Source organism: Shewanella donghaensis (assembly GCF_007567505.1).
In the GTDB taxonomy this organism is placed as follows: domain Bacteria; phylum Pseudomonadota; class Gammaproteobacteria; order Enterobacterales; family Shewanellaceae; genus Shewanella; species Shewanella donghaensis.
This window is the reverse complement of record NZ_CP041783.1, coordinates 4,557,651-4,582,505: the sequence shown is the minus strand read 5'-3', so window position 1 is coordinate 4,582,505 and position 24,855 is coordinate 4,557,651. Positions and strand designations below refer to the sequence as shown.

Sequence of the window (24,855 nt, the reverse complement as noted above, 5' to 3'; positions counted from 1 at the left end):
GAATTAAAATAGTGATTACTTACAATCATAAAAATGGCAACGTTAGCTTGCATACTCCAACGAATATGCCAAAAGCATGTGGTTTTTTATGGAATAAAAACATGATGATTCAAATGAATTGTCGTGGTTTTGCAACAGCGCAATTTATGCAGCCCGAGCCGGCAAAATATGCCCATGGCCCAGCGTTAGAAGCCAAAACCTTTATGCAGCCTGAACATGCCTATTTTAGCCATCATCCAGGACGGTTCTTTTATATAAAGGATAACCTCACAGATGAGCTTTTCTCACTGCCCTATGAACCAGTTAAACAAGTGCCCTCAACTTTTGAGTTCATCGCTAGCCAACATCAAGTCAGTTGGGAAGTTGAACACCTCAACTTACGTTGTAAGTTAAGCTTAACCTTGGCGACAGAAGACACCGCTGAACTTTGGCAACTGTCAGTTGAGAACCTACTTCAAACGAAGCGAGACATTAGCGTCTATAGCTACTTTCCTGTGGGCTATATGTCTTGGATGAATCAATCGGCAAAGTTTGAAAGTACACTTAATGCCATCTTGTGCCATTCAATCACCCCATACCAAAAAGTTGATCAGTATTTTGTTCAACAAGACTTTAAAGATACTACGGTATTTTTAAGTGACGTTGCGCCAGATAGCTATGAAACAAGGCAAAGTGTTTTTGAAGGCGAAGGCGGGTTACACAATCCCACGGGGATCAGTAATAACCGCTTAGAAAATAAGCCTGCACATTATCAAACACCTGCTGCAATTATGCAGTTTAACCGTCAACTTGAACCCAATGGCGAAGTGACCCATAACGCTAACCAAGCTGCAGAATTTAAGTTTGTTTTTGCACCAGTAAAAGATACGCAAGAAGCCAATGAATTAAAAAATCGTTATTTAGCCCACTCTCTGCAATTTACTGAAGTTCAAAATGATTACAAACATTACCTTAATCGAGAAAATGGCTGTTTAAGCCTGTCATCTTCAAACCCTAAACTTGATAACTTCATCAATCATTGGCTACCAAGACAGGTGTTTTATCATGGGGATGTTAATCGATTAAGTACTGATCCGCAGACAAGAAACTATCTGCAAGATGCCATGGGGATGATTTATATCAACCCTAACAAGGCAAAAATAGCTTTCGAAACAGCGTTAGCACAACAGCATCATAATGGGGAAATGCCTGATGGTATTTTATTGCACCCAGAGTCTGAACTTAAATATATTAACCAAATTCCCCACACAGATCATTGTGTTTGGTTAGTGATTTGTATTGAGGCTTACTTAAATGAAACTGCTGACTTTGAGTTTTTAAATCAATCTATCGGATTTTCAGATAGTGAAGATAAACTCTCTGTTATGGAACACATCAATTTAGCGCTTGAGTTTCTATATTCTCAACGTGATCACCGAGGTCTAAACTTTATCAACCAAGGCGATTGGTGCGATCCGATGAATATGGTGGGTTATAAAGGTATTGGCGTATCAAGTTGGCTGACGTTAGCAAGTGCTTACACCATGAAGTTGTGGGCAGGAATTTGTCAACAAATGGCTAATGATTGTCATGCAGCCTCTAGTACATCAAATAACGCCGTTAAATTCATCAAACTTGCAGCTGAGTTGAACGATGCTGTCATCGAGCATTGTTGGGATGGAGAATGGTTTGCTCGGGGCATTACTGATGCAGGTAATTGTTTTGGTGTAAGTTCTGATATTGAAGGTCGTATTTATCTCAACCCACAAAGTTTTGCCATGCTTTCAGGGGCGACTGATAATGAAAAATGGTCGCTGATGCAACCCCAAATTAAGCAACAACTGCAGACCCCGTATGGAATGATGATGTTAGCACCCGCTTATACTCATATGCATGAAGACGTTGGCAGACTTACCCAAAAGTTTCCCGGTACAGGGGAAAATGGCTCGGTATATAATCATGCTGGTGCATTTTATATTTATGCCTTATTTGAACGGGGCGAAACTGAGCAAGCATTCGAGCTTTTACAAACCATGATAGCTGCAGAGGATATTCAAAATGAACTTACTCGTGGCCAACTGCCCATCTTTATCCCTAATTATTATCGCGGTGCATATTTCCAATACCCTGACGAAGCAGGTAAATCGAGCCAGCTATTTAATACGGGAACAGTGGCCTGGGTCTACCGCATTATTATTGAACAACTTTGCGGTTTAAAAGGCTGTAAACAAGGTTTAAAGATACAACCACAACTGCCTAAGCAATGGCCTAGTCTAGACGTCAGCCGACAGTTCAGAGGCGCGACGCTCGATATTTCAATCAAGAGAAGCAAAGATGTGAACTGTCAGCACGTTTTAATTGATGGGGAAGTATTAGAAGCAAACAATGCTGGTGAGCATATTATGTCTATTAGTCCAAATAAAACGTATCAAGAGACGAATATTGAGCAAGTGTCTACAACCTATAAAGTGCCTAAAACCTATAAAGTAATAGTATTGTTTCCTGAAAATTAGTCATAGTGGTTACATTTGCCCTTTCGAGCATAGCTAAACCGTGTGAATATGTTTATTAACCTAATAGATATGAGTCTTAAAACCGTCAGATAAGACATCAAACCCAAGGAGTGTTTTGGACAATGGACTGCACTAATAACAGCATAACCGCGAAGGCTACGACTTCAATGAAAGGGCTAATAATTCCTAGCGTAATGGCATTAAGTTTTACGTTTATGGCTACAGTTGCGTTTTCTGCAACAGATGAAGTGATAAATAAGACAGCTGTTCAAACAGCTAATGAGTTCACTGAACATGTTCATAACCCTATAGAAGTGAACTATGCAAACCAAGCTATTACCCTTGATGGTATGCCAGACGAGCTAGATTGGCAGCAAGCTAAATGGCACCCCATTGATCAAATGATTATTGGCGATGATGTCACTGCCGATGATTTTAGTGGTCAATATAAATTATTGTGGCGTGAGAATAAGTTATATCTACTCACAGAAATCATTGATGATGTGCTATTTGACCAAACAGCTGATCCGACCGTGCTTTATTGGGATGACGATACCGTTGAAGTTTTTTTAGACGAAGATGCATCAGGTGGCAATCATCAATATAGTCATAATGCTTTTGCATATCATGTGGCATTGGACCGACAAGTCGCTGATTTTACAACTCAGAAAAAAGCCGCCACCTTTAATGAACACATCACCACGGTGTGGTCTAGAGATCCTATTAACCCTAAAAAGATGTATTGGGAAATGGCCATTAATATATTCCCTGATAGCTACGATGACAGTTTAAGTGCTTTTGATGAAAAACAAGTAGCTCCAGTAACATTACAAACCAATAAGAAAATGGGCTTCATGTTGGCTTATTGCGATAATGATGGTGCTAAAACCAGAGAAAACTTTATCGGCTCACATCCTATCAAACCACTTGATGGTGATATGAATCGTGGCTATAAACATGCAGATGTATTTGGTAGTATTATTTTAAAAGCGCCAAAGTGATATCCCCCTCTATTTAGCGACTAGACTAACATTCACGTAAAAATACTAACTAAAAAAACGCCGTGAATAATCAACATTATCCACGGTGTTTCTAGTTTCAGAGTTTACGATTGCGCTAACAAATAGATTTTTATCGCTTAATACCTTCAATCACCAGATCTAAGCTCACATTTGCCGATGCTGGACCTAAGTCCATTTTGATACCAAAGTCTTTCATAGCGAACTCTGCAGAGCCACTAAAGCCTGCTCGGTAACCACCCCATGGATCTTTACCTTCACCAATAAACTCGGCTTCAATCACAACGGGTTTAGTCACGCCATTTAACGTGAAGTTACCATTGACCAAAATTTTCCCGTCACCTTTATCTTCAACACTAGTAGATGTGTATTGGGCTTCTGGGAATTTAGATGTATTTAAAAAGTCACTACCACGAAGATGCTTATCACGTTCAGCGTGATTTGAATCCACACTGGTGGTGTTGATTTTTACATTAATATTGGTGTCGGCAATTTTGGCAGCATCGTAGTTAAACTCACCACTAAAGTCATTAAAACGTCCTGCTACAAAGCTATAGCCTAGATGATTTACTTTAAATTGAATCGATGCATGAGCACCTTGGGTATCAATTGTATAATCTGCAGCGTTTGCCGCTAGCGGTAACAGCATTGCACCGCCGATGACTGAAGATAATACTGTAGCTAATAATTGCTTTTTCATTGGTTAGTCCCTTATGGATAAACTTACTATCGTTAATATGTCCCTACTCACTTTTTTATGCCAGTTTCGCAAGTATCACCCCTAAAAACTGCAACTCATTCGCAAGTAATCGTTAAATTGGTATCATTATTTTTTTACTGGTTTTAGCATTCTTTTTAAGGTGCCATCTTTATCAATCAATTGATGCTTAATAGCACCCGCGGCATGAATGACCACCAATGCTATTAATGTATAAGCTGCGTATTGGTGGACTAAGCCGGCAACATCCTCCTGATTCTCAATAAAGCTGCCTAGTGAAGGCACTTCGAACCAATCAAACACCAAAATACCTCGTCCATCTGCCGTTGAGATAAGAAATCCTGTCACCATTATTCCTATCATTAGTAGATATAGAATACGATGAGCCCATTTCGCAGCGGTTTGCTCCCACGCTTTATGGCTAGATTCAGCTTCCGGTTTGGTCGTTAACAAACGCCAAGCTAACCTAAATAAAGTGAGCATCAATAATAAAATGCCGATGCTTTTATGTATGTCTGGTGCAGTTTTATACCAACTGCTGTAATAAGTGAGGTCAACCATCCAAAAACCTAACCCAAATAAACCGATAATGGTTAATGCGCTTAGCCAGTGAAGGCTAATACTGACTAAACCATAGCCTTTGTTTGTGTCTACTAACATCAAATTTCCTTTTCACATTCTATGCAAACCATCATAGTCATTAAAAAACAAAAGAATATCGCTAAAAATAGCTAAAACCATTCGATTAAATAGAACCATTACCTGGTTCAGTATTAGAATCAGCTTGAAGATCTATCTATAAGCTCAAAAATAACTAAAACCTGACATAAATCCAGTCCCACAGACCATTTTCAAAGCCATCGAACCAACAAAAATAGCAGTTCCAATGAAAAGCAGACATAAATAGGCATTAGTTAAGCTAAAAAATGCTCATTTAGACCATTTACTAGCCGAACAATTAAAATCATTTAAAAAAGCACTTGCACGATTATAACCATCGCTATACTATGTGCGCACTCCAAACGAGACAGGCACTAGCTACCGAGTTAGCACCTAGTTTGAAGTAGTAAACTAACACTTAGTTAGTCGCCCGAATAGCTCAGTCGGTAGAGCAGAGGATTGAAAATCCTCGTGTCCCTGGTTCGATTCCGGGTTCGGGCACCATATTTATATTAATAGTATTTACTATTAAGCAAGATAAGCCGGCATAGCTCAGTTGGTAGAGCAACTGACTTGTAATCAGTAGGTCCCGAGTTCGACTCTTGGTGCCGGCACCATATAACAGACAAACCACTCAGTGAGTGGTTTTTTTGTCAGTAACAAACTAACGATAGTTAGTCGCCCGAATAGCTCAGTCGGTAGAGCAGAGGATTGAAAATCCTCGTGTCCCTGGTTCGATTCCGGGTTCGGGCACCATATTTACATTAATAGTGTTAACTATTAAGCAAGATCAGCCGGCATAGCTCAGTTGGTAGAGCAACTGACTTGTAATCAGTAGGTCCCGAGTTCGACTCTTGGTGCCGGCACCATACAAACAAAAAAGCCACTCAATGAGTGGCTTTTTTGTGTCTGTATTCCTCGTCCTGATATCTGTTTAGACTTTTAGGACGAGACACTGAATAAAGTAAATTGCCTGGGGTTTACTCGGCAATTTTGTATTATTGAATACTCTATTTATGCAAATAACATTCGCCACCATATACCAGGCAAACTGGTAAAACCTGTGGTATAGAATTTAAGCTCTCCTTCTTTAAACACCATAATGGTTGGCGTCACTCGAATAGACCAATTTTGAGCAAGAAGACCTTCACTATCGTTAATCGTGTCAAACGAATAGTCTTTGTGCTGCAAGTATTGCTTCATTTGCTCATCAGTACCTGAATTCATCGCAACGGTAACCGTTGGATAATAGGCAGACATCGTATCGACAACTGGGCTAACAAAATTGCACACCGGACACCATGAGCCCCAAAAGTAAACGAGTACAGCGTCATTTTGGCTCATAGCTAGCACATCAACCATTTCGTTATTCAAGCTTAACGCTTTCATGTCCGGTAGGTTATCCCTTTCGATATCCTTGCCACGCCAAACATCGACAAGTCCGGTTATTACGATAGCAAACGCCATGAACAACATGACCTGTTTTAACCAGCCCATCACTTTTTTAAACCATGACACTTTTACTTTATCCATATTTCGACTCTCTAATTGAATAGCCCATTGTCGCGCTATTCAATTCACTGACTTATTCTTAGTTAACTTAAGTGCCTGATGCTCTATCAATAGCTGCCAACACTTGCTCACTGGTTAGAATCACAGGTAATTTAATACCTTGTGGCGCATTAGGTCCGTAAACCACATTAAATGGCACCCCGAACCGATTATGACTTTGTAAATAACCAGTAATGGGCTTTGACGGTGTTGTCCAGTCTCCTTCGATCAAGAACATATGATCTTGTTTTAAGGCACTGTAAACTGGGTCTTGTAGCACCACGCCAACTTTATTGGCTTTACAGGTTATGCACCAATCAGCGGTCACATCCACAAACACCGTTTTCCCCTCTGCGACTTTTGCAGCTATGAGCTGTTGATCAAGTGGTGTCCACGCTAAATCCGTCGGTAAAGGTTGTGACCAGTCATCAGAAGTCGAAAATGCGCCAATGGCCGCCAATATCAGGCTGACACTGAAGCTAGCGATAACCGCTGAAATACCATAATGCTTAGCCATTAACACAAAGAAAATGATGACTAACACAATTGCGGCAATCCATAATGGCAATACAGCAACAAAGCTTGATAACAAGCTGATTAACCACAAACTTGTCAGTAATAACAGCACTGAGAACACCACTTTAACGGTATTCATCCAACGGCCTGGTTTAGGGAAGTAACTGGCAATTTGAGGAAATGCAGCCACCAGCAACCAAGGTAATGCCATCCCTAATGCAAGGAAGGTAAATATCACCAATAAGCTCACCACATCAGCGCCCAGTGCAAATGCTACAGCCGTGCCTAAGAAGGGGGCACTGCATGGCGTTGCAAGCAAAGTGGCAAACATGCCTTGTAAAAAGTGACCTCGATGATCATTCCCACCCGTCGTAGCCAGTTTTGTTTGAAAGCTGGATGGTAGATTTATTTCAAATGCGCCTAACATATTTAGGGCAAAAATCGAGGTGACCAGCACCATAAAGCCGATAAACCACGGATTTTGAAATTGCACGCCCCAACCAATAGCTTGGCCAGTAAACTTAAGCGTGAGAATAAATGCAGCTAATAACCAAAACGACACAATGATGCCCATTGCAGAGGCTATAAACTGTTGTCTAATTTGCTTTTTCTGTAAATCTGGTGCTGCAATAACACTACTGAGCTTCATGCCTAATACTGGTAGCACACACGGCATGACATTTAAAATAAGCCCGCCGAGTAAGGCAAACAGCATCATAGTAATGAGTGAACTGGCATTTTTTTCAACAAATGTTGGGGTGACATCCGCTGAATACTCAAGTGCGCGATTAGCATCACCAATGGTGACATTTAAGGGTTTGTTGAGAATATCTGGCTCGCCCAACCAACTTGTGACATCAAAAATAACCACGAGCTCTTTTTGGCCATCACCTTTATCAGCAACATTAATAGTGGATATCTTAAAAGTACTGTCAGGTGCACCGTCAATAATGACCGTTGCTTGCTGCCAGTTTGTATCAGCTAAAGTCACTTGCAGTAGTTTTTGTTCAGTATCAAAACCAATACTGACAGCGTTAGCGTCAAGATTATCTGCCTTATCTACAGTCACCTTTTGCGGCACTGAAGATATCGCTTTATTAAAAGTAAACATCGCCTCGGTATCAGCACGTAATTCACTTGGCACAAATTCAAGGTCAAACTGATAATCGGTCAATACGCATATTGTGGTACACGACGACAGAGTAAATTTACCACTTAGATGTGTTTTAGAGTCAATATCATCGACTTTCAATGATAACGGGAATATTGCCTCTCCTTGATAGCCTATGGTTTGCAGCCCTAATAACGAAAAAGATTCTGGCATTGGCCATTGCCAATCCACGTCGGCTAGATTAGTTGAGCCTTCCCAATTGATTTTTGGCGCGATTCCACCTTCGCCAGGCGTTCTCCAATAAGTTTTCCAATCATCGTCTAGCTGCACTTCAAGCGTGGCTGGTAAGGTATTAGTTTGCGGGTTAACTTCACCCGTCAACATAAAGCGTACTTTAACCGGTGGGTGGTTTTCATTAGTTAACCACCCTGTTGTCGCAGCGGTGGCAGATAAACTGATACTGATTGAAATCAATACCATCAATGATTGTAAAAATGATTTAAAAACCTTCAACAGATTCTCCTGACACATAACAATGGGTAAAATTTAAGTCTCTTTTAAGCGCTCTTTTAGGCGGGTTTACCGAGCGAATTAACGAGCTCTTTTCCGAGTCACTTAACGGGCTCAATTCTAAGCAACTTATCGGGAAAAATAACAGGCTCAATTGGTTTGATAAATCAGTATATAAGAAAAATACCGATTATACCGTCAGCTTGGATTGCAACATAAGACCGGAGTTCTTCAAAAATAGTTCACTGATTTAGCTGACTTATTCAAAAATTGTTTCTACAAGCAAGTTCAAAACGTCAACCTCTTAAATGTTTCATCATTCCCCCTCAAATTCATCAACCAAACCACTCATCCCTCGTAACAAGTGCAATGTGAAGAAATTGACATAATCTGAAACAGGTTAAATGTAGACATACGTTTGAATGATTGTTTTAATCAAATAAGTGCCTTTGTTGTATTTAAGGTTAATGCCAGTTCTAATCGTGATAGTGGCTATCAAGATTAATTGTGTTAACACTTAAATTGAGGCGCAAGGAAAGCAAGACTCACTCATCAATGTAAATTGATGAGACAACAATAATAAGGATAATTATTTTGATAAAAATAATGCACATGAATAAGATCATGCTGGCTTTTGGCATTGCGTCATCAGTCTTTGTAGCCGGTTGTGGTAACGATACAGATTATTCAAAAACGCCTGAAGTCATTCCAGAACCTGAAGTCACTCCCCCGCTTCAAGCCTTTGCCCCAGATGGTAAACTGAGTGCCCAAATCCGTCGTACCACTTATGGTGTACCGCATATTACAGCTGATAATCTTGAAAGCTTAGGATTTGGCAGCGGCTATGCTCAAGCTCAAGATAACTTATGTGTGCTGGCTGATGGTTTTGTAAAAGCAAACTCTGAACGCTCTATGTATTTTGGCCCCCATGCCTCAATTGATTTTGCAACAGGCTTACCGACCTCAGAAGACAATGGCAATCTGGTATCTGACTTTGCTTATAAAGCATTAAAAATTCGTCAAATGGCTGAAGAGCAATATCCACAATTCAGCTATAACTCACGGGCATTAATGGATGGATTCAGTGCGGGTTATAACCAGTATTTAGCCGATGTAGAAGCGGGTGAGCAAACTTCAGAACCTTTTTGTGCTGGCCAACCTTGGGTTAAACCCATTGAAGGCGTGGATATCGCCAATTACCTTTTCTCTATCGCATTGTTACCCGGCGCAGCTAACTTCCTCGACCTTATTTTCTACGCAAATCCAGGTGACGGTGAAGAGTATCTACCACGCATAGTTGGCCCTGCACCTTCAATGGCGCAAACCGCTTTTATTCAAGATGTAAATACCAAGCTGCTTGCCAGAGCTAATACCATTACTACACCCGAAACCAACCCACGTAACTTAGGGTCTAATGGTTGGGGTTTAGGTAAAGATAAAACTGAAAACGGTAAAGGGATGTTGCTGGGTAACCCGCATTTCCCCCATACGGGTAACTTACGTTTTTGGCAGTCTCATGTGACTATTCCTGGCCATTTAGATGTCATGGGTGGCTCACTCGTGGGCATGCCTGGGCTGATTAACATTGGTTTTAATAAAGACCTTGCTTGGACACATACCTTCTCAACGGCAGAACACTTCATTATGTACAATCTTGAAATGGTCAGCGGCGATCGTATGCAGTATATGTATGATGGAAAGCCATTACCCATCACCAAAGAAACTGTACAGATTTTGGTTAATGGCGGCCCCGCTGGCATGTTAATCGCCGAGAAAGATATTTATACCACCATTAAAGGCCCTATGGTTGAAGCGCCTGCCGCCTTAGCTCCGTTTGGTTGGGATGATGGCCAAGCCTTTATGATTCAAGATGCCAATATGGCAACCAAAGATCCTGTCGATCATTGGTTCGCGATGAATCAAGCCTCAAATAAAGATGAATTCCAACAAGCTTTTAAAAACTATGATGGGGTTATCTTTAACAATACGATGTATGCAGATAAAGAAGGTAACGCCTTTTATATTGATGATTCTACGGTACCTGGCTTAACCGATTTTGCAGTGGTTCAATTAAAAACCAATCCTGCAATCATTGCCGCCAAAGCACAAGCAGGTTTCACTATTTTACCGGGCAATACCTCACTGTTTCATTTTGATGGTCCGACCCCTTATGACCGTGCACCCAAGCTTGAACGTAGTGACTTTGTGCAAAACTCAAATAACTCATTTTGGTCAACCAACTTAGCAGCGCCACTTGAAGGCTACTCGCCTATGTATGGCGCCGAGCGTGGTCAGCAATCACTGCGTACTCGAATGGCTCTGACCATGATGGAAGATGCTGCTGGTGATGATGGTAAGTTCTCTATCGACGAGTTAGAGGCTGCGGCATTATCTAATCGTATTTACCTAAACGAGCTTATCTTTAGTGACTTAATCGCTCAATGTGAAGCACAAGGCGATACTCCAGTAATGGTGAATGCAAGCTTATCGAAAGATATCAGTGCTGCATGTAGTACGTTAAAAGCATGGAATGGTCAGCAAGACAATGACAGTGTTGGCGGCGCGTTAATTCGTGAGTTTGCTCATTTATTTGATCAAAATACTATGCTAACTGTGCCGTTTGATGCATCAATGGCCGCTAAAACGCCACATACGTTAGTCACCGATGGGAGTGCATTAGTTGCGTTAGCGCATGCTGCTCTTAACGTTGAAGCTGCAGGATTTAGTGTCGATACCCCTATGGGAATGGTGCAGTTTGTCGAAAAGTCATTACCTGACGGCAGCGCATCAGGTACTAAGCTTCCTTGGCCTGGTAGTCATAATGCTGAAGGTGGATTTAATGTCTTTTCAACTAGTTTATCGGGCGATGACACCTTAATTCCGCAGCATAAATATGCGCCAATAATGGATGCTGTGACGGGTCAGAATATGTCTTCAGGCTTAACCGCTGAAGGTTATCAAATCCGTTATGGTTCTAGCTGGATGATGGCAGTCAGCTTTACTGATGATGGCCCTGTCGCAAAAGGCATTTTAACTTACTCAGAATCGAGCAACATACTGAGCCCTTCTTTTGCAGATCAAAGCATATTGTACTCAACAGAAAAACAATTCCGTCCATTATTGTTTACTGAAGATGCTATTTCAGCAGCAGTTGAATCAACGCTTGAAATTAGTATGCAAAAAGGCGAATAGCTCTCATACATAACAACATAAGCCCGTTAATAGCGGGCTTTTTATTAAGGTTGAAAATATTACAAGCTGTTAAACTTTAGCGCCCACTTAATTAAGCATTCCGCAATAAATACCCAGCAAATCAACAATAAAGCAACCAATAACCACTAAAAACAAACATCAAAGCAAAGCAAGAACGAATGCGTTAACACCCGCTTTACACTCACCGTTAAAGATTGAAACACGGCCTTAGAGCTGTATAAAATCTTTATTAGCTTCCAGTTAAAGGAGGCATATATTAATAATAATGGGGTTTTAAAATGAAAGTGTTAAAAACAGCAGCTGCTATTGCAGTCAGCGTAGCTTTGCTTACGGGTTGTAACGACGAAACTAATAATTACTACCCAGAAGAACCAACACCAGAAACGACTAATGTAAAAATTGGTACTTATAATTTATCATTCGACCGCAGCAGCTACGCTGCACTTGTTGAAGAAATGAGAATTACAGCGGCCGATCAAGATGCATTAATGGAAAAGTGGTTCTCAGGAACGCTTACTGACGATGAAAAAGCGGTAGCAGAGAAAATCATTCAAATCCGTAACGTCGCAGCAATCATTCAAACAGAACGTCCCGCTGTTTTATTAATGGCTGAGTTCAACAACGATGGCACTGGTGAAGATAACGAAGCGATTCAAGGCTTTCGTTTAAACTATCTCTCAGTACCGCAAAATGCTTTAGGTTCGACCTCTGACGAAGTGGAATTACTTGAACCGATTCAATTTGGTTATACTGAAAACTTCGCTACTAACACTGGTCTTTTAAGTGAATTCGACTTAGATCGTAACGGTACGATTGCACTACCAGGTGATGCTTGGGGCTTTGGTTTCTACCATGGTCAATATGCCTTTGGTTTATTATCTCAATACCCAATTGATACAGCTAACATCCGTACTTTCCAAGATTTCAAATGGAAAGATATGCCAGGTGAAGCAAATCCAGTAATCAATAATTGTGAAGATGAAAACAATCCTATTCCTGAAGGAATGACTTGTGGTGATGAATGGTACAGCGCTGAAGCTTGGGCTGAAAAACCACTTTCATCTAAAAACCATGTAGATGCGCCGATCATCATTCCTACTGCGAATGGCGACAAGGTTGTGCACTTATTATTATCTCACCCAACTCCGCCAATTTTTGACACCATAACTGAAAACAACAAGTTACTAAACCGTGCAGAAATCAAATTCTGGGATGACTATATTTCTGGCAATGGTTCATATATTTATGATGATGCAGGTATTAAAGGTGGCATTAAAGCTGACTCATCATTTGTGATTTTAGGTGATTTAAATGCTGACCCAGAAAGTGGTGACGGCTATTTAGATACCATCAAAGACCTAATGTATAACGACCAAGTTAATCAACTAGCGACCCATGGTGTTTATGCGCCGTCTAGCTTAGGTGGTCCAGAATGTCTTGCTACAGGTGAATGCCGAGCAGAGAACTGGGGCACAACTTACCCAGATGTTGTCACTAGCACATCTGGTTTACGTTTAGATCATGTGATCCCTTCACATGACCTGAATATCACCGACTCGGGCGTATTCTGGCCAGCAACATTCGAAGATGGTCGTTTAATGATGAACGATGATCGTGTGGGTTCTTGGGGCGGCGGCGGAAAGTCTGTTTCTTCAGATCACCGTTTAGTATGGGTTAACGTAGAACTTTAATAAGCTGACTTAATCTAATACAAGCTTATTAATCAAAAAGCCCGCAAATGCGGGCTTTTTATTCTTTATCAATAGCTTATATATGCTTAATTTATACCTATTAATAGTTTCTATTTATTGCCTCTATTCATTACAAATAGTCTGAATCTATTTCGAATTGCAGCTTCTCTAACTCATCCAATATCCGCAAGAATTTTTTACCAAATTCAGTGACGTGATATTCAACTTTAGGCGGTATCTCATTAAAGGTAATGCGCTCTAATATACCAAATTCAATATTACGCTTCAGACATTCGTTGAGCACCTTAGTCGTTAACCCTTCAACATTACTCACCATCGCGCCAGGACGATTTATACCGTGTGCCAATAGTTGGTAGATAGTCAGTGACCACTTACACCCATATATCGCTTCAACCATTCTGGCCGATCTTTCAGGAGCTGATTTCTTGGTAAATAACGGTTGTTTTGTTTTCATCACTCTATCCAACATCGATATCTATTTTTAATTAGGGAATATCACTGTTTCACGATTTTCAAGCCACAAAGGATGCTTGGTCATCACCTTACTGAACATTTTACTTTGCAGGTAACGATTCAACCATACTCGTACATTGGGATATGGCGCTTGCAAATACCATTGACGCTCTACGCGCGCAAATTGTCTAATAAACGGTAGTAATGCAATATCAGCTAAACTCTCACGATCCGCAAACAAAAATTCATGCTGAGACAACAATTGCTCGAGTTGTTGCACGTAGGCCTCACAAGCTTGACGACACTCTGTGATATTTGATTCGCTGTATCGTTTTGCGCATTTGTAATTTTCAAGACACGACTTGAACTCACTGTCGAACCGATAGATTAATGCCAGTATATTCTTAAATGTCTCTTCATCAGCAGCAAACAATAAATCATCTGGATCACTGCGGCTTAATGCCCACAACATCACTTCATAGCTTTCTTCAATAACTTGACCTTCAAGTGTCACGATTACCGGTACTGTTCCCTTCGGCGAAGCCGTTAACATTTCAGCGGGTTTATCGCTCAAAACCAGATCTCGCAGTAAAATAGGCTGTTGTGACTTATAAATAGCAATTCTTGCACGCATGGCAAAAGGACAGTTTCTTAAAGAATAGAGTACAGGTAAATCTATGATTTCATTCATCGTTATGCGCTTTTTCCAACTCATTACATGCAGGGTCACTAATTAATTATCTACTTTAACCATATTCACGAGTAAAATATACGGGTAACATCCCTGCATTAAATTTAACGGAGCAAGTCCAGAACCATGAAATCTAAGATTGAATTATTAGCGCCAGGCGGTGATGTCGAGGCAATTAAAGCCGCTATTATTGCAGGTGCAGATGCTGTTTATTGCGGCTTAGATACCTTTAACGCTCGTAATCGCGCCGCTAATATGTCTTTTGATCAATTGGTTGGCATTATTCGACTTGCTCATCAGTATGACTGCAAAATTTTCTTAACCCTTAACATCGTTATTCTTGAACAAGAGTTTAAGACATTAATGAAGTTGCTGAATAAACTGGTTAATACCACTTTAGACGGTGTTATCGTTCAAGATATCGGCTTACTGTACGTACTAAGAAAGCATTTTCCGACCTTAGATATTCATGCTTCTACGCAGCTAACCACCCACAATGCCGGGCAAATCCCCTTTTTAAGGCACTTAGGCGCAACTCGAGTCAATTTATCTCGTGAGCTTAATTTACGTGAAATAACCTCTCTTGCAGAAGTCGCTCGCGAACATGACACTTTACTAGAAGTATTCGTTCATGGTTCATTATGCGTCGCATTCTCAGGCTTATGTTACTCAACTTCAGCCAGTGCTGGTAATTCAGGCAACCGTGGTCGTTGCAGCCAAGCCTGTCGTGAAGAGTATGAAACCACTGAATCCGGTAATAACTTTCCGCTGAACATTAAAGACAACTCAGCCTTTTTTGACTTACCTGCATTAATTGAAGCTGGCGTTTACTCTTTTAAAGTTGAAGGACGCATTAAAGGCGCAAGTTACGTTCACACTGTGATTGATAGTTTCCGTAAACAGATTGATGGATACATTGAAACGGGCGAATTAACCCAAGATGGCGAACGCTTATATAAAGTCTTTAACCGTGACTTTAGTAACGCATTTTTACGTGGTGACTTAAACCAATCAATGTTTATTGATAACCCACGGGATAACTCTAAAAACCATTTAGTGGATCAACTGAAAGCTGAAAAAGGCGAGTCTATTTCAGTAGTACAAATTCACGATGCACAGCAACAATTGCAACTAGACAAGCAAGAAATTAATGCCTCTGTCGACGATAAAATTGCCCATTTGAGTATTGAAAAAATTAAGCTCACTTTATCTTTTGCCAGTGAAGAAGGTAAGCCGTTAAGCCTCAATGTTACGACTCAACAAGCCAGTAGTAAGCTTGCTTTGGCAGAACAAGAAACCATGGAGCTTTACTCAAGCAGCAGTATGTTGCCAAGTGAAAAGCTCAGTGTTGATCAAGAAGCCATTGAAAAGCGTTTTAAAAATATTAATAACGCCAATTATGAGCTTGTAAGCTTAGATTGCAGCGACTTAAGTAATAATTTAAGTATCCCTTACCGTGAAATCACCACTCTCAAAAATGCGCTATTAGCTTATTTAAATGAGGGGATTGAAGTTATTCCTACGGTTGAACTGCCAAAACTTGAACGTCATCCTAAAGTGGATTCTCAAACGGCTGATCAAAACGTTCAGCCAAAGTTATCTATTCTAATCAGTGATGAAGCAGATATTGCGCTTGCACAAGAAACTGATGCGGATATCTATTTCAAGTTACCAGATGCTTACAAGCGTGGTTGTACTCAATACGTTGATTTTTTCAAACAAAATCCACGTTTAATCCCATGGTTCCCGCCTGTACTGATTGGTAAGGATTACGATGCCGCACTGAATATATTGCAGCAAGTAAAGCCTGAACTCATCGTGACCAATAACACGGGTATTGCATACCATGCTCAAAAGCTAGGCGTAAAATGGATTGCTGGGCCATTCTTAAATACCACAAACTCTTATGTTTTATTGGCACTACAAGAAGGCTTTGATTGTAGCGGCGCATTTATTTCAAATGAAATTAACCGCCAACAAATTAAGCAAATAGCACGACCTAAAAACTTCAAAATGCTCTACAGCATTTATCATCCCATTTTATTAATGGCTAGCAGACAGTGCTTCTTCCAGCAAAGTGTTGGCTGTGAAAAACCGCGTATTGATAATGGCTGTATGCTGTCTTGTGATAAGTCCACCAGCATTACGAATTTGAAAGGTGACTCTTTTGCTATTGATAAGCAAAAAGCCGGTTACCCAAGTATCTATAACCAAGACCAGTTTTTGAATATGGATATCATTGATGATTTAGCAGACTTGTTTGATGGCTTTATGATTGATTTAACCAACATTGGTGCTGGCGATAGAGTGTCACCAGACAAGGTTGCGTTGATAAAACAGTTTGAGCAGTTATTACAAGGTAATAAAGCCGTTAAAACTGACTTAGCAGCCATGGTGCCAGAATCAACTGTTGAGCAATACATTAACGGTTTGTAATCTATATATTCGCTAGTGCTGAGCTCTCAGCGCTAGCGAGTCATTTCATTAACCCTTACAAAGCAACTTATCTATTTTTATCGACTAATTCGCTACTTTTACCTACCTCTTACCTTTATTGCTTTACCTCTACTGCTAGCACTATCAATACCGAAAAGTTATAATCTCGCGCTTACCTCACCCATTTCAATCTAGGAGTCATTTTTGGCACACACTTACATCCCGCTCGATATGTACAAACGCAAGTGGATTTTTAATCATAAAGATTTACCTGTTGATGATGCAGACAAGGCGTTAATCAAACCCTTAACGGACAAAAGTGCAATGACGGTTTGGAATCAATGGATTAGTAATAAGTGTAATCGTGCTGAATTGTTTTCTAAAGGTGACTGGGCTGCTAAGCAAGATGCTTGGAAAATCACTGAGCACTGGCAGTCAGCATGGGATTCTGAAGATAATACTTTACCTGAACCGATTGCCGAGTTTATTGACTGGAGTGACGATACCCAAGTTTTCTTCTGTTATGAAAAGTACCAGATAATCGAAACGACTTGGGCGGTATTTGCCCAAAACTGGAAAGCATTTTTGTTTTTTGATGACGGTCCAATTTTGATGTCACCTAAGAAGAAACAAGCAATCATGTTTGAGCAAAATGGACAATACAAGCTAGGGATGCGCACTTAATCTTTATTGAACCGAAAAATAGCAAATGACTATTTAGCCTCGATAAATCGACATAATTATAATATGAGTTCCCTATGAAACTATTTTCAACCGTGGCATTAACAGCCGCGTTAATCGTACCTCAAGTTGCACAAGCCAAAACGGTTTCAGGCATTCAACTGGCTGATGATCTGACTATTGCAGAGCAACAACTCAGCTTAAATGGCGCAGGTGTTCGCAGTAAGTTCTTTATGGATTTATATGTTGGCAGTTTATATGTACCAGAACCCGCAACCAACCTAGACCAGGTGCTGGCTCAACCTCTTGCAGTGATAAGACTCAATATCACTTCAGGTATGATTACCTCTGATAAGATGACAGATGCCATTGTTGAAGGGTTTGAAGCTGCTACAGGTGACAATACTGCGCCAATCCAAGCCAATATAGATGAGTTTATGGGTCTATTTACGGAAGAAGTCAGTAAAGGCGATCAATTCACTTTTGTGACGCATAAAGGCGCTGGTGTAACCAGCTTTAAAAATGATGAAGAACAAGCCACCATTGAAGGTGAAGTGTTTAGACAGGCTTTAATCAAGATTTGGTTAGGCGATGACCCTGCTCAAAAAAGCTTACGCAAAGACATGCTTGCTAAGTAATATTGATAATTAGTTAACGACGGATGTCATTACAAACATTAAAAAAGCGACCTCATGGTCGCTTTTTTAGTCTTAACTCATTTGATTTTAAAACTTAATATCAAACGCTAAACCAATCGCTGCTTGGTTTTCAATTTCATCAGTCACTTTAGGTTCACTTAGCTCCATTTCCCCTGCAAAGAAATAGCCGCCATAAGCATTAATTGTCACTTTCTTACTGATGTTCCAACCTGCGCGAATAAAAGAAACCCACTCTTCAACTTCAATGGTTTGTTCTGCATCAGAAATTAAGAAACGTTCAGATCTTCTTGAAGTTCCTAAACCAAAGTTCCATTTATCATTGTGCTCATAAGCGAGTTCTAAACCGGCTGGGCCGCTGAATCCAGCTTGAAATGGGTTACTCAACGTTAGCTTGTCGGTGATTTTCCATCTAACAGCTAAGTAAGGTACGGTTTTTACTTCTGAAATATCATTTAAGTAAGCAACACCAAAACCTAGCATATTACCAGACTCGAAACGGTACATTGCAGAGCCCACAACACCGTAACTTTGCGCATCTGATGATGATGCCGTGTTAGCGTAAGCATATTGCAGTTTTGGCGCTATCAAGAACATCCAGTTGTCATTAGGGCGATAGCTTAATGATAAGCCCGCGCTGTATTTGTTAATTGAGCTCCATGGAGTCACTTGGCTGTCTAAAAGACCAGTCGTCACTTTTTTAAAGCCATAATCTAAATTGTCATAGCCTATGTTCGCCCCAATAGACCATTCTTTACCAAGCGGCATCATGGCTGAAAGCTTCATGCGCCATACATCACGTTGCAGCTCGGCATCAGTATTATCGATTTGAGCCGCTTCAGTTGATGTACGAGATACATGGAATTTAAATGGAGAGTAATCGTATGCAGATACTGAACTGGCAAGGAATGTCCCTGCAACTGCAGCTAACTTGGCGGCTTTAGCCATTGTTTTCACATTGAGCAAACAAGAAGACTGTAGGGAAATATTGTGCGCTGAGTTTGTTGATTCAGTCGCAAGTAACAAGCTTGAATTCGATTTCATTTACAGCTTCCTTTCTCATTATTATATTGGCCAGAAATTATCAGGTATAAATCTTAACGTCTATACTATTATTGTATCAAATTGGATCACAAATTCAGTATATTACAGATCTTAGTCCATCATTTATTTCTTGTTCAACAAAGTAATTATGCATCCTGCAGCACTTATTTATTAAATGGTTTATTTTTTATGGGCGCACAAAAACATCTTCACAGTTTCTTCAATATATTGCGCCCGTCGCGGCAGTAAATCTGCAACATCAAGCCCTAGTTCTAGGCGTAATTTCAGCTCACCAAATAACATTAAGCATAACCTTACAGCGCTGTCGTGTGGATGAGGAAAATAGAACTCATCATGTTGATTTACTGTCGTCAAATAATCAGCCAGCAAAGCTAGCAGGTGTTTAGGGCCGGCATCGAAATACAATTTCGACAACTCTGGATGAGTATCAGCATGAGCAAGACAAGTTTTAAACACTGCCAAGACTTCCTCACTAACGATTAAATCACTAAATTGCTGAGCAAACATGGTAATGGTTTGCTCTACGTTTACAGCATCATCCAACAAGTTGCCAGTTAGCTGATGCACCACACATTTAGATTCAATCGCAGCTACAAATAACTCGTCTTTAGAGCCAAAATGAGAATAAACCGTCTGCTTAGAGACTTCAGCTTTTTTAGCGACCAAGTCCATACTGGTGTTCGGAAAGCCCTGAACACAAAACAGCTCAATTGCCGCATGTAAAATTTGCATGCGTTTTTGTTCACTGCGCGTTTTTGGCGCACCGTGAACACAAGGTGTAGGATCTTGGACATTGCTCATAATTAAATCTTCTTATTTTTATGCTTACATTTGCGCTTCTTAGCAACAGTGACTTAACACTCAATCACATTTAATCACAAATTAGACTGGACAGTCTAGTTTTATAGAAATAAACTAATTACAAAATAGACTATACAGTCTAGTTTATTATCACTGCATTATTAGATGCACTCAAATTTTAAGTACGATTAAGTATTGATTTAATTGAGATTAAGGAAGTTGCGACAGCAATAGGATGTTGAGTATGAATAAAGTGACAGCACTGCGCTCGGTTAATATATTGCCAATTATCATTGGCTTGCTCTTTTTAAGTGCTTGTACTGAGCAGCAAGTCACTGCATCAGCAAAAATCACAGTACCCAATGTGATAACACAGCCTCTTAATGAAACACCGCATTATCTGCATCAACAAAGGTATACCGGTATTGTCCGTTCAGCGGATACCACGGGAATAGGCTTTGAACTTGCTGGTAAGCTCAGTAATATCTATGTCGATAGCGGCGATAAAGTCACTAAAGGCCAAAAACTTGCCCGTTTAAACACCCAGCTATTACAAGCAGAGCAACAACAACTCTCCGCTTCACTGCAACAAACCCAAGCAGATTTAGATTTAGCCCAGAGTAACTTTAACCGTTCAATTGAGCTGAAGAAAAAACAGTATGTGTCTCAACAACAATTTGATGAGAACCAACAGCAGGTTTCAAGCCTACAAGCCAATCAAAAACGTCTGCAAGCATCTTTATATGCAACTGAACTCAAGCTTGAAAAATCCGTTCTTGTGGCTCCTTTTGATGGCACCATCAGTAAACGACAACATAACTTAGGCGAAGTGATTGCCTTAGGTAGCCCAGTATTTACCCTCATTGGTACCAGCCAGCAACAAGCTTATATTGGGGTGCCAATTGATGTGGCTCAGACATTATCAACTCATCAAAAAGTCGATATTACCATTGGACGTTCAAGCATTAAAGGCAATATTGCCGGCATTAGTGCTGAAATTGATGCTGTAACACGTACGGTTCAATTACGGATAATTTTACCCAGTGACGCTTTAACTACCTCAATTATTAATGGTGAAATTGCTTACCTTGAATACCAACAACAAGTTAATACAAAAGGCTACTGGGTACCGATATCTTCATTAACCGATGGCATGAGGGGTTTATGGAATGTATTTGTTGTCAGCAAAAATGCCGAAGGCTTAGCTAAAATTGAACGCCGCGATATCGATATTATCTACACCAACGAACAACAAGCTTTCATCAATGGCGCAATCAAAAATAACGATGTCATCGTCACTCAAGGTCTACACAAATTGGTTGTAGGTCAAGTGGTTAATCCCAGCTCTGAAGCTGTGGCGAGGTCATTATGATTAAGGCGTTTGTTGAAAATGGCAGACTCGCCAGTTTAATGATTGCACTGTTATTGGTGGCAGGGCTTGGCGCCATTAGCAGTTTACCACGCACAGAAGACCCAACTATTACCAACCGTTTTGCTTCTGTTGTGACCCAATACCCTGGTGCTTCAGCTGAACGAGTCGAAGCATTAGTTACTGAAGTGTTAGAAAATGAATTACGCAGCTTAGAAGAATTAAAGCTGGTGCAATCTACCTCTAGACCGGGTATTTCAGTGATTCAGTTAGAGCTAAAAGACACCATAACGGACACTGCACCAGTGTGGTCAAGAGCGCGAGATTTAATTTCAGACAGCGAATACAAACTGCCCCAACCTGCCAAAAACAGTATCTTGGATGACCAAACTGGTTACGCTAACACTGCTATTTTAGGCTTGGTATGGAATAGCGACACGCCTGTGCGTATTGACGTACTAAAGCGTTACGCTAAAGAGTTACAGAGTAAATTACGCATATTAAATGGCACCGATTTCGTCAATTTAGCCGGAACGCCGGATGAAGAAATCTTAGTAAAACTTGATGGCAATAAAATCAGCCAACTCAAATTAACCCCTGCAAGTATTGCAGCAATCTTATCTAATGCTGACAGTAAAATATCGGCTGGTGAAATCAATAATGCTACGTTTAAAGCCTTAATTGAAGTCTCAGGTGAGCTTGATTCCATTACCCGTGTCAAACAAGTTCCGCTTAAAATCGACACTGATGGACGAATTATTCGTCTAGGTGACGTTGCTGATATTAGTCGCCAACCTAAAACTCCCGCCACCAGTATCGCCCTGATTAATGGCGCTGAAGGCGTGATGGTATCGGCCAGAATGCTGGAAGATAACCGTGTGGATAAATGGCAAGCTCAGGTCAGTAAAGTTGTTGATGACTTTAGTGCTAACCTACCCGCCAATATCGAAGTTCAATGGCTGTTTGATCAACAAGGCTATACCAGTGTCCGTTTAGGTGATTTGGTCATTAATTTGATCCAAGGTTTCATTATCATTCTATTTGTACTGATGCTGACTTTAGGCTTAAGAAACGCGGTCATAGTGTCATTGTCACTGCCATTAACCGCCTTATTTACCCTTGCCTGTATGAAGTATACCGGCCTGCCAATCCACCAAATGTCGGTAACAGGTCTAGTCGTCGCGCTAGGGATTATGGTGGATAACGCCATTGTGATTGTTGATGCTATTGCACAGCGTCGTAAACAAGGCTTAAGTAAACTCGAAGCAGTCAGTAGAACCTTGCATCACCTGTGGTTGCCACTGGCAGGTTCAACCATTACCACCATGTTAGCCTTCGCCCCAATTGTATTAATGCCTGGCGCTGCGGGTGAATTTGTTGGTGGTATCGCCATTTCAGTGATGTTCGCTTTACTGGGTTCTTACTTAATTTCCCACACTATTATTGCGGGCTTAGCAGGACGTTTTAGCCAAGACAATGAATCGATGGCTTGGTATCAAAAAGGCATGGAATTCCCGCGTCTTAGCCATGCTTTTCAAAGCAGTTTACGTATGGGATTAAAGCGACCACTTATCACCGCCGTGCTCATTGGTATATTACCCCTTGTTGGTTTTTTTGCTTCCACCAAAATGACTGAACAGTTTTTCCCGCCATCAGATCGCGATATGTTTCAAATTGAAGTGTACCTCGCATCCCATGTGAGTTTAGAAAATACCCGCCAGCAAGTCACATTAATTGATAAGCGCTTGAGTGCGATTGAAGATGTTGAAATGAGTACCTGGGTCATCGGTGGCAACACGCCTTCGTTTTACTACAACCTCACTCAACGTCAACAAGGCGCAGCAAACTATGCCCAAGCGATGGTGAAAGTCACTGACTTTGACGCTGCAAACCGTTTGATAAAGTCATTGCAAATAGAGTTTGATCAAGACTTCCCACAAGCACAAATTTTAGTAAGAAAGCTAGAACAAGGCCCGCCATTCAATGCACCCGTTGAACTGAGAATATATGGCCCATCACTTGATACGTTAAACCATATCGGTGAGCAAGCCCGCGGCTTATTAATGCAAACCAATGATGTCATTCATACTCGTGCCACCCTGAGTGCTGGCTCACCAAAAGTGTGGATGCAAGTCAATGAAGACGCCAGCTTAATGAGTGGTTTGAGCCTAACCGATATTGCTAAACAAATTGAAATGTCCACCACCGGAATTATCGGTGGCAGTATATTGGAGCAAACAGAATCCTTACCGGTTCGGGTGCGTTTAGCCGATACCTCCAGAGAACAAGCGACTCGGTTATCAGAGCTCAATTTAGTCTCTACTGATGGCGCTATCATTCCTTTGTCCGCAATATCTCAAAATGAGATTAATGTCAGCCGCGGCGGAATTCCAAGACGAAATGGTGAACGGGTTAACACCATTGAAGCTTATATTGTCAGTGGCGTTCTACCGGGGAAAGTACTCAATGAAGTGAAAGATAAATTGAATCAAATTGAGCTGCCTGCGGGTTACCATTTAGAAATCGGCGGTGAAAGTGCTAAGCGAAACGAAGCCGTAGGCAATCTATTGTCTAACATCGTTGTGGTAGTGACCTTATTACTGGCAACCGTGGTGCTATCTTTTAATTCATTCAGATTAACCGCTATTATTTTATTAAGCGCATTTCAATCTGCTGGTCTTGGCCTTTTAGCTGTTTACGCCTTTGGTTATCCGTTTGGTTTTACCGTAATTATTGGCTTACTGGGTTTGATGGGACTGGCAATAAACGCTGCAATTGTCATTTTGGCAGAACTCGAAGATATGCCTGAAGCAAGACAAGGGAGTCTTGATACCATTATCAACATTGTCAGTGGCTGTGGCAGACATATTGGCTCTACTACCATCACCACCATTGGCGGCTTCTTACCACTTATCATTGCAGGTGGAGGTTTCTGGCCACCTTTTGCCATTGCTATCGCCGGTGGCACATTATTGACTACCCTGCTTTCATTGATTTGGGTACCCACTATGTATCTGTTATTAATGAAAACAAGGAAAGCAAACACCGCAGTATTGTCACCATTAACAGCATAGTGTTTTTCGCTATTTAAAATAATAAAAGCGGCGCATTCATGCGCCGCTTTTTATTTAGGAAGTGTTTAATTTTTAAAGAGAAAAATAATAGTAAAATAATAATAAAACAATGATCTCAATCAAGTCA

The 24,855-nt window shown here is 40.7% G+C and carries 17 protein-coding genes and 4 tRNA genes; 13 read left to right on the top strand and 8 right to left on the bottom strand.

Features of this window, described 5'->3' with window-relative positions; genetic code table 11:
• Positions 1–11 precede the first annotated feature (11 nt).
• Both FPK91_RS19555 and FPK91_RS19550 read left to right on the top strand, forming a co-directional pair.
• The gene (locus tag FPK91_RS19555; RefSeq protein ID WP_227006631.1) at positions 12–2,492 is read left to right on the top strand and encodes a GH36-type glycosyl hydrolase domain-containing protein; all 2,481 of its coding nucleotides are present in this window, start codon (positions 12–14) and stop codon (positions 2,490–2,492) included.
• Positions 2,493–2,659: 167 nt separating this feature from the next.
• Positions 2,660–3,493, top strand: coding sequence for a sugar-binding protein (locus FPK91_RS19550; protein ID WP_158638102.1), 834 nt, complete (start codon positions 2,660–2,662; stop codon positions 3,491–3,493).
• 130 nt (positions 3,494–3,623) lie between these two features.
• Here the strand turns inward: FPK91_RS19550 and FPK91_RS19545 are convergent, their stop codons facing one another.
• Positions 3,624–4,211, bottom strand: coding sequence for a YceI family protein (locus FPK91_RS19545; protein ID WP_144213563.1), 588 nt, complete (start codon positions 4,209–4,211; stop codon positions 3,624–3,626).
• A gap of 126 nt (positions 4,212–4,337) precedes the next feature.
• The gene (locus FPK91_RS19540) at positions 4,338–4,889 is read right to left on the bottom strand and encodes a cytochrome b (RefSeq protein ID WP_144213561.1); all 552 of its coding nucleotides are present in this window, start codon (positions 4,887–4,889) and stop codon (positions 4,338–4,340) included.
• A gap of 428 nt (positions 4,890–5,317) precedes the next feature.
• On the opposite strand from FPK91_RS19540, the gene FPK91_RS19535 reads away from it, so the two are divergent.
• The 4 genes from FPK91_RS19535 (at position 5,318) to FPK91_RS19520 (ending at position 5,758) form a co-directional block, all read left to right on the top strand.
• Positions 5,318–5,393: transfer RNA gene (locus tag FPK91_RS19535), tRNA-Phe, on the top strand.
• Between the two features lie 37 nt (positions 5,394–5,430).
• Positions 5,431–5,506, top strand: a tRNA-Thr gene (locus FPK91_RS19530).
• A gap of 63 nt (positions 5,507–5,569) precedes the next feature.
• A tRNA-Phe gene (locus FPK91_RS19525) sits at positions 5,570–5,645 on the top strand.
• 37 nt (positions 5,646–5,682) lie between these two features.
• Positions 5,683–5,758: transfer RNA gene (locus FPK91_RS19520), tRNA-Thr, on the top strand.
• 145 nt (positions 5,759–5,903) lie between these two features.
• Here the strand turns inward: FPK91_RS19520 and FPK91_RS19515 are convergent.
• The gene (locus FPK91_RS19515) at positions 5,904–6,422 is read right to left on the bottom strand and encodes a protein disulfide oxidoreductase (RefSeq protein ID WP_227006630.1); all 519 of its coding nucleotides are present in this window, start codon (positions 6,420–6,422) and stop codon (positions 5,904–5,906) included.
• Positions 6,423–6,489: 67 nt separating this feature from the next.
• A complete protein-coding gene (locus FPK91_RS19510; protein ID WP_405127324.1) occupies positions 6,490–8,580 on the bottom strand; it encodes a protein-disulfide reductase DsbD family protein in 2,091 nt (696 codons plus the stop codon).
• Positions 8,581–9,183: 603 nt separating this feature from the next.
• Here FPK91_RS19510 and FPK91_RS19505 point away from each other — a divergent pair.
• Positions 9,184–11,769: an acylase gene (locus FPK91_RS19505; protein WP_144213559.1), complete on the top strand. Its 2,586-nt coding sequence runs from the start codon at positions 9,184–9,186 to the stop codon at positions 11,767–11,769.
• A 299-nt stretch (positions 11,770–12,068) separates the two neighbouring features.
• Positions 12,069–13,481: an endonuclease/exonuclease/phosphatase family protein gene (locus tag FPK91_RS19500; RefSeq protein WP_144213557.1), complete on the top strand. Its 1,413-nt coding sequence runs from the start codon at positions 12,069–12,071 to the stop codon at positions 13,479–13,481.
• A 130-nt stretch (positions 13,482–13,611) separates the two neighbouring features.
• Here the strand turns inward: FPK91_RS19500 and FPK91_RS19495 are convergent, their stop codons facing one another.
• Together FPK91_RS19495 and FPK91_RS19490 are read right to left on the bottom strand one after the other, a co-directional pair.
• Positions 13,612–13,956, bottom strand: coding sequence for a winged helix-turn-helix transcriptional regulator (locus tag FPK91_RS19495; protein WP_144213555.1), 345 nt, complete (start codon positions 13,954–13,956; stop codon positions 13,612–13,614).
• A 27-nt stretch (positions 13,957–13,983) separates the two neighbouring features.
• Complete coding sequence (locus FPK91_RS19490) at positions 13,984–14,646, bottom strand: glutathione S-transferase (RefSeq protein ID WP_144213553.1); 663 nt, start codon at positions 14,644–14,646, stop codon at positions 13,984–13,986.
• A gap of 126 nt (positions 14,647–14,772) precedes the next feature.
• Here FPK91_RS19490 and FPK91_RS19485 point away from each other — a divergent pair, with 126 nt between their 5' ends.
• The 3 genes from FPK91_RS19485 (at position 14,773) to FPK91_RS19475 (ending at position 18,401) form a co-directional block, all read left to right on the top strand.
• Positions 14,773–17,082, top strand: coding sequence for a peptidase U32 family protein (locus FPK91_RS19485; protein ID WP_144213551.1), 2,310 nt, complete (start codon positions 14,773–14,775; stop codon positions 17,080–17,082).
• A gap of 204 nt (positions 17,083–17,286) precedes the next feature.
• Complete coding sequence (locus tag FPK91_RS19480; RefSeq protein ID WP_144213549.1) at positions 17,287–17,766, top strand: DUF2947 domain-containing protein; 480 nt, start codon at positions 17,287–17,289, stop codon at positions 17,764–17,766.
• Between the two features lie 74 nt (positions 17,767–17,840).
• Entirely contained in the window at positions 17,841–18,401 is a 561-nt protein-coding gene (locus tag FPK91_RS19475; RefSeq protein WP_144213547.1) for a chalcone isomerase family protein, read from the top strand.
• Positions 18,402–18,488: 87 nt separating this feature from the next.
• On the opposite strand, the gene FPK91_RS19470 is transcribed toward FPK91_RS19475, so the two are convergent.
• Positions 18,489–19,463: a DUF6268 family outer membrane beta-barrel protein gene (locus FPK91_RS19470; RefSeq protein ID WP_227006629.1), complete on the bottom strand. Its 975-nt coding sequence runs from the start codon at positions 19,461–19,463 to the stop codon at positions 18,489–18,491.
• Between the two features lie 180 nt (positions 19,464–19,643).
• Positions 19,644–20,285: a TetR/AcrR family transcriptional regulator gene (locus FPK91_RS19465; RefSeq protein ID WP_144213544.1), complete on the bottom strand. Its 642-nt coding sequence runs from the start codon at positions 20,283–20,285 to the stop codon at positions 19,644–19,646.
• Between the two features lie 244 nt (positions 20,286–20,529).
• On the opposite strand from FPK91_RS19465, the gene FPK91_RS19460 reads away from it, so the two are divergent.
• Both FPK91_RS19460 and FPK91_RS19455 read left to right on the top strand, forming a co-directional pair.
• Positions 20,530–21,657 carry an efflux RND transporter periplasmic adaptor subunit gene (locus FPK91_RS19460; RefSeq protein WP_144213542.1) on the top strand — a complete coding sequence of 376 codons (1,128 nt, stop codon included), beginning with the start codon at positions 20,530–20,532 and terminating at the stop codon, positions 21,655–21,657.
• Positions 21,654–24,728, top strand: coding sequence for an efflux RND transporter permease subunit (locus FPK91_RS19455; RefSeq protein WP_144213540.1), 3,075 nt, complete (start codon positions 21,654–21,656; stop codon positions 24,726–24,728). The genes FPK91_RS19460 and FPK91_RS19455 overlap by 4 nt, the downstream gene beginning before the upstream one ends.
• Positions 24,729–24,855: the final 127 nt, after the last annotated feature.

Excerpts from the sequence above, each read along its gene's own strand:
- FPK91_RS19500 (WP_144213557.1), top strand. The coding sequence starts at position 12,069 with ATGAAAGTGTTAAAAACAGCAGCTGCTATTGCAGTCAGCGTAGCTTTG.
- FPK91_RS19490 (WP_144213553.1), bottom strand. The coding sequence starts at position 14,646 with ATGAATGAAATCATAGATTTACCTGTACTCTATTCTTTAAGAAACTGT.
- FPK91_RS19495 (WP_144213555.1), bottom strand. The coding sequence starts at position 13,956 with ATGAAAACAAAACAACCGTTATTTACCAAGAAATCAGCTCCTGAAAGA.
- FPK91_RS19455 (WP_144213540.1), top strand. The coding sequence starts at position 21,654 with ATGATTAAGGCGTTTGTTGAAAATGGCAGACTCGCCAGTTTAATGATT.
- FPK91_RS19515 (WP_227006630.1), bottom strand. The coding sequence starts at position 6,422 with ATGGATAAAGTAAAAGTGTCATGGTTTAAAAAAGTGATGGGCTGGTTA.
- FPK91_RS19475 (WP_144213547.1), top strand. The coding sequence starts at position 17,841 with ATGAAACTATTTTCAACCGTGGCATTAACAGCCGCGTTAATCGTACCT.
- FPK91_RS19460 (WP_144213542.1), top strand. The coding sequence starts at position 20,530 with ATGAATAAAGTGACAGCACTGCGCTCGGTTAATATATTGCCAATTATC.
- FPK91_RS19485 (WP_144213551.1), top strand. The coding sequence starts at position 14,773 with ATGAAATCTAAGATTGAATTATTAGCGCCAGGCGGTGATGTCGAGGCA.
- FPK91_RS19550 (WP_158638102.1), top strand. The coding sequence starts at position 2,660 with ATGAAAGGGCTAATAATTCCTAGCGTAATGGCATTAAGTTTTACGTTT.
- FPK91_RS19545 (WP_144213563.1), bottom strand. The coding sequence starts at position 4,211 with ATGAAAAAGCAATTATTAGCTACAGTATTATCTTCAGTCATCGGCGGT.
- FPK91_RS19465 (WP_144213544.1), bottom strand. The coding sequence starts at position 20,285 with ATGAGCAATGTCCAAGATCCTACACCTTGTGTTCACGGTGCGCCAAAA.
- FPK91_RS19540 (WP_144213561.1), bottom strand. The coding sequence starts at position 4,889 with ATGTTAGTAGACACAAACAAAGGCTATGGTTTAGTCAGTATTAGCCTT.
- FPK91_RS19470 (WP_227006629.1), bottom strand. The coding sequence starts at position 19,463 with ATGAAATCGAATTCAAGCTTGTTACTTGCGACTGAATCAACAAACTCA.
- FPK91_RS19505 (WP_144213559.1), top strand. The coding sequence starts at position 9,184 with ATGCACATGAATAAGATCATGCTGGCTTTTGGCATTGCGTCATCAGTC.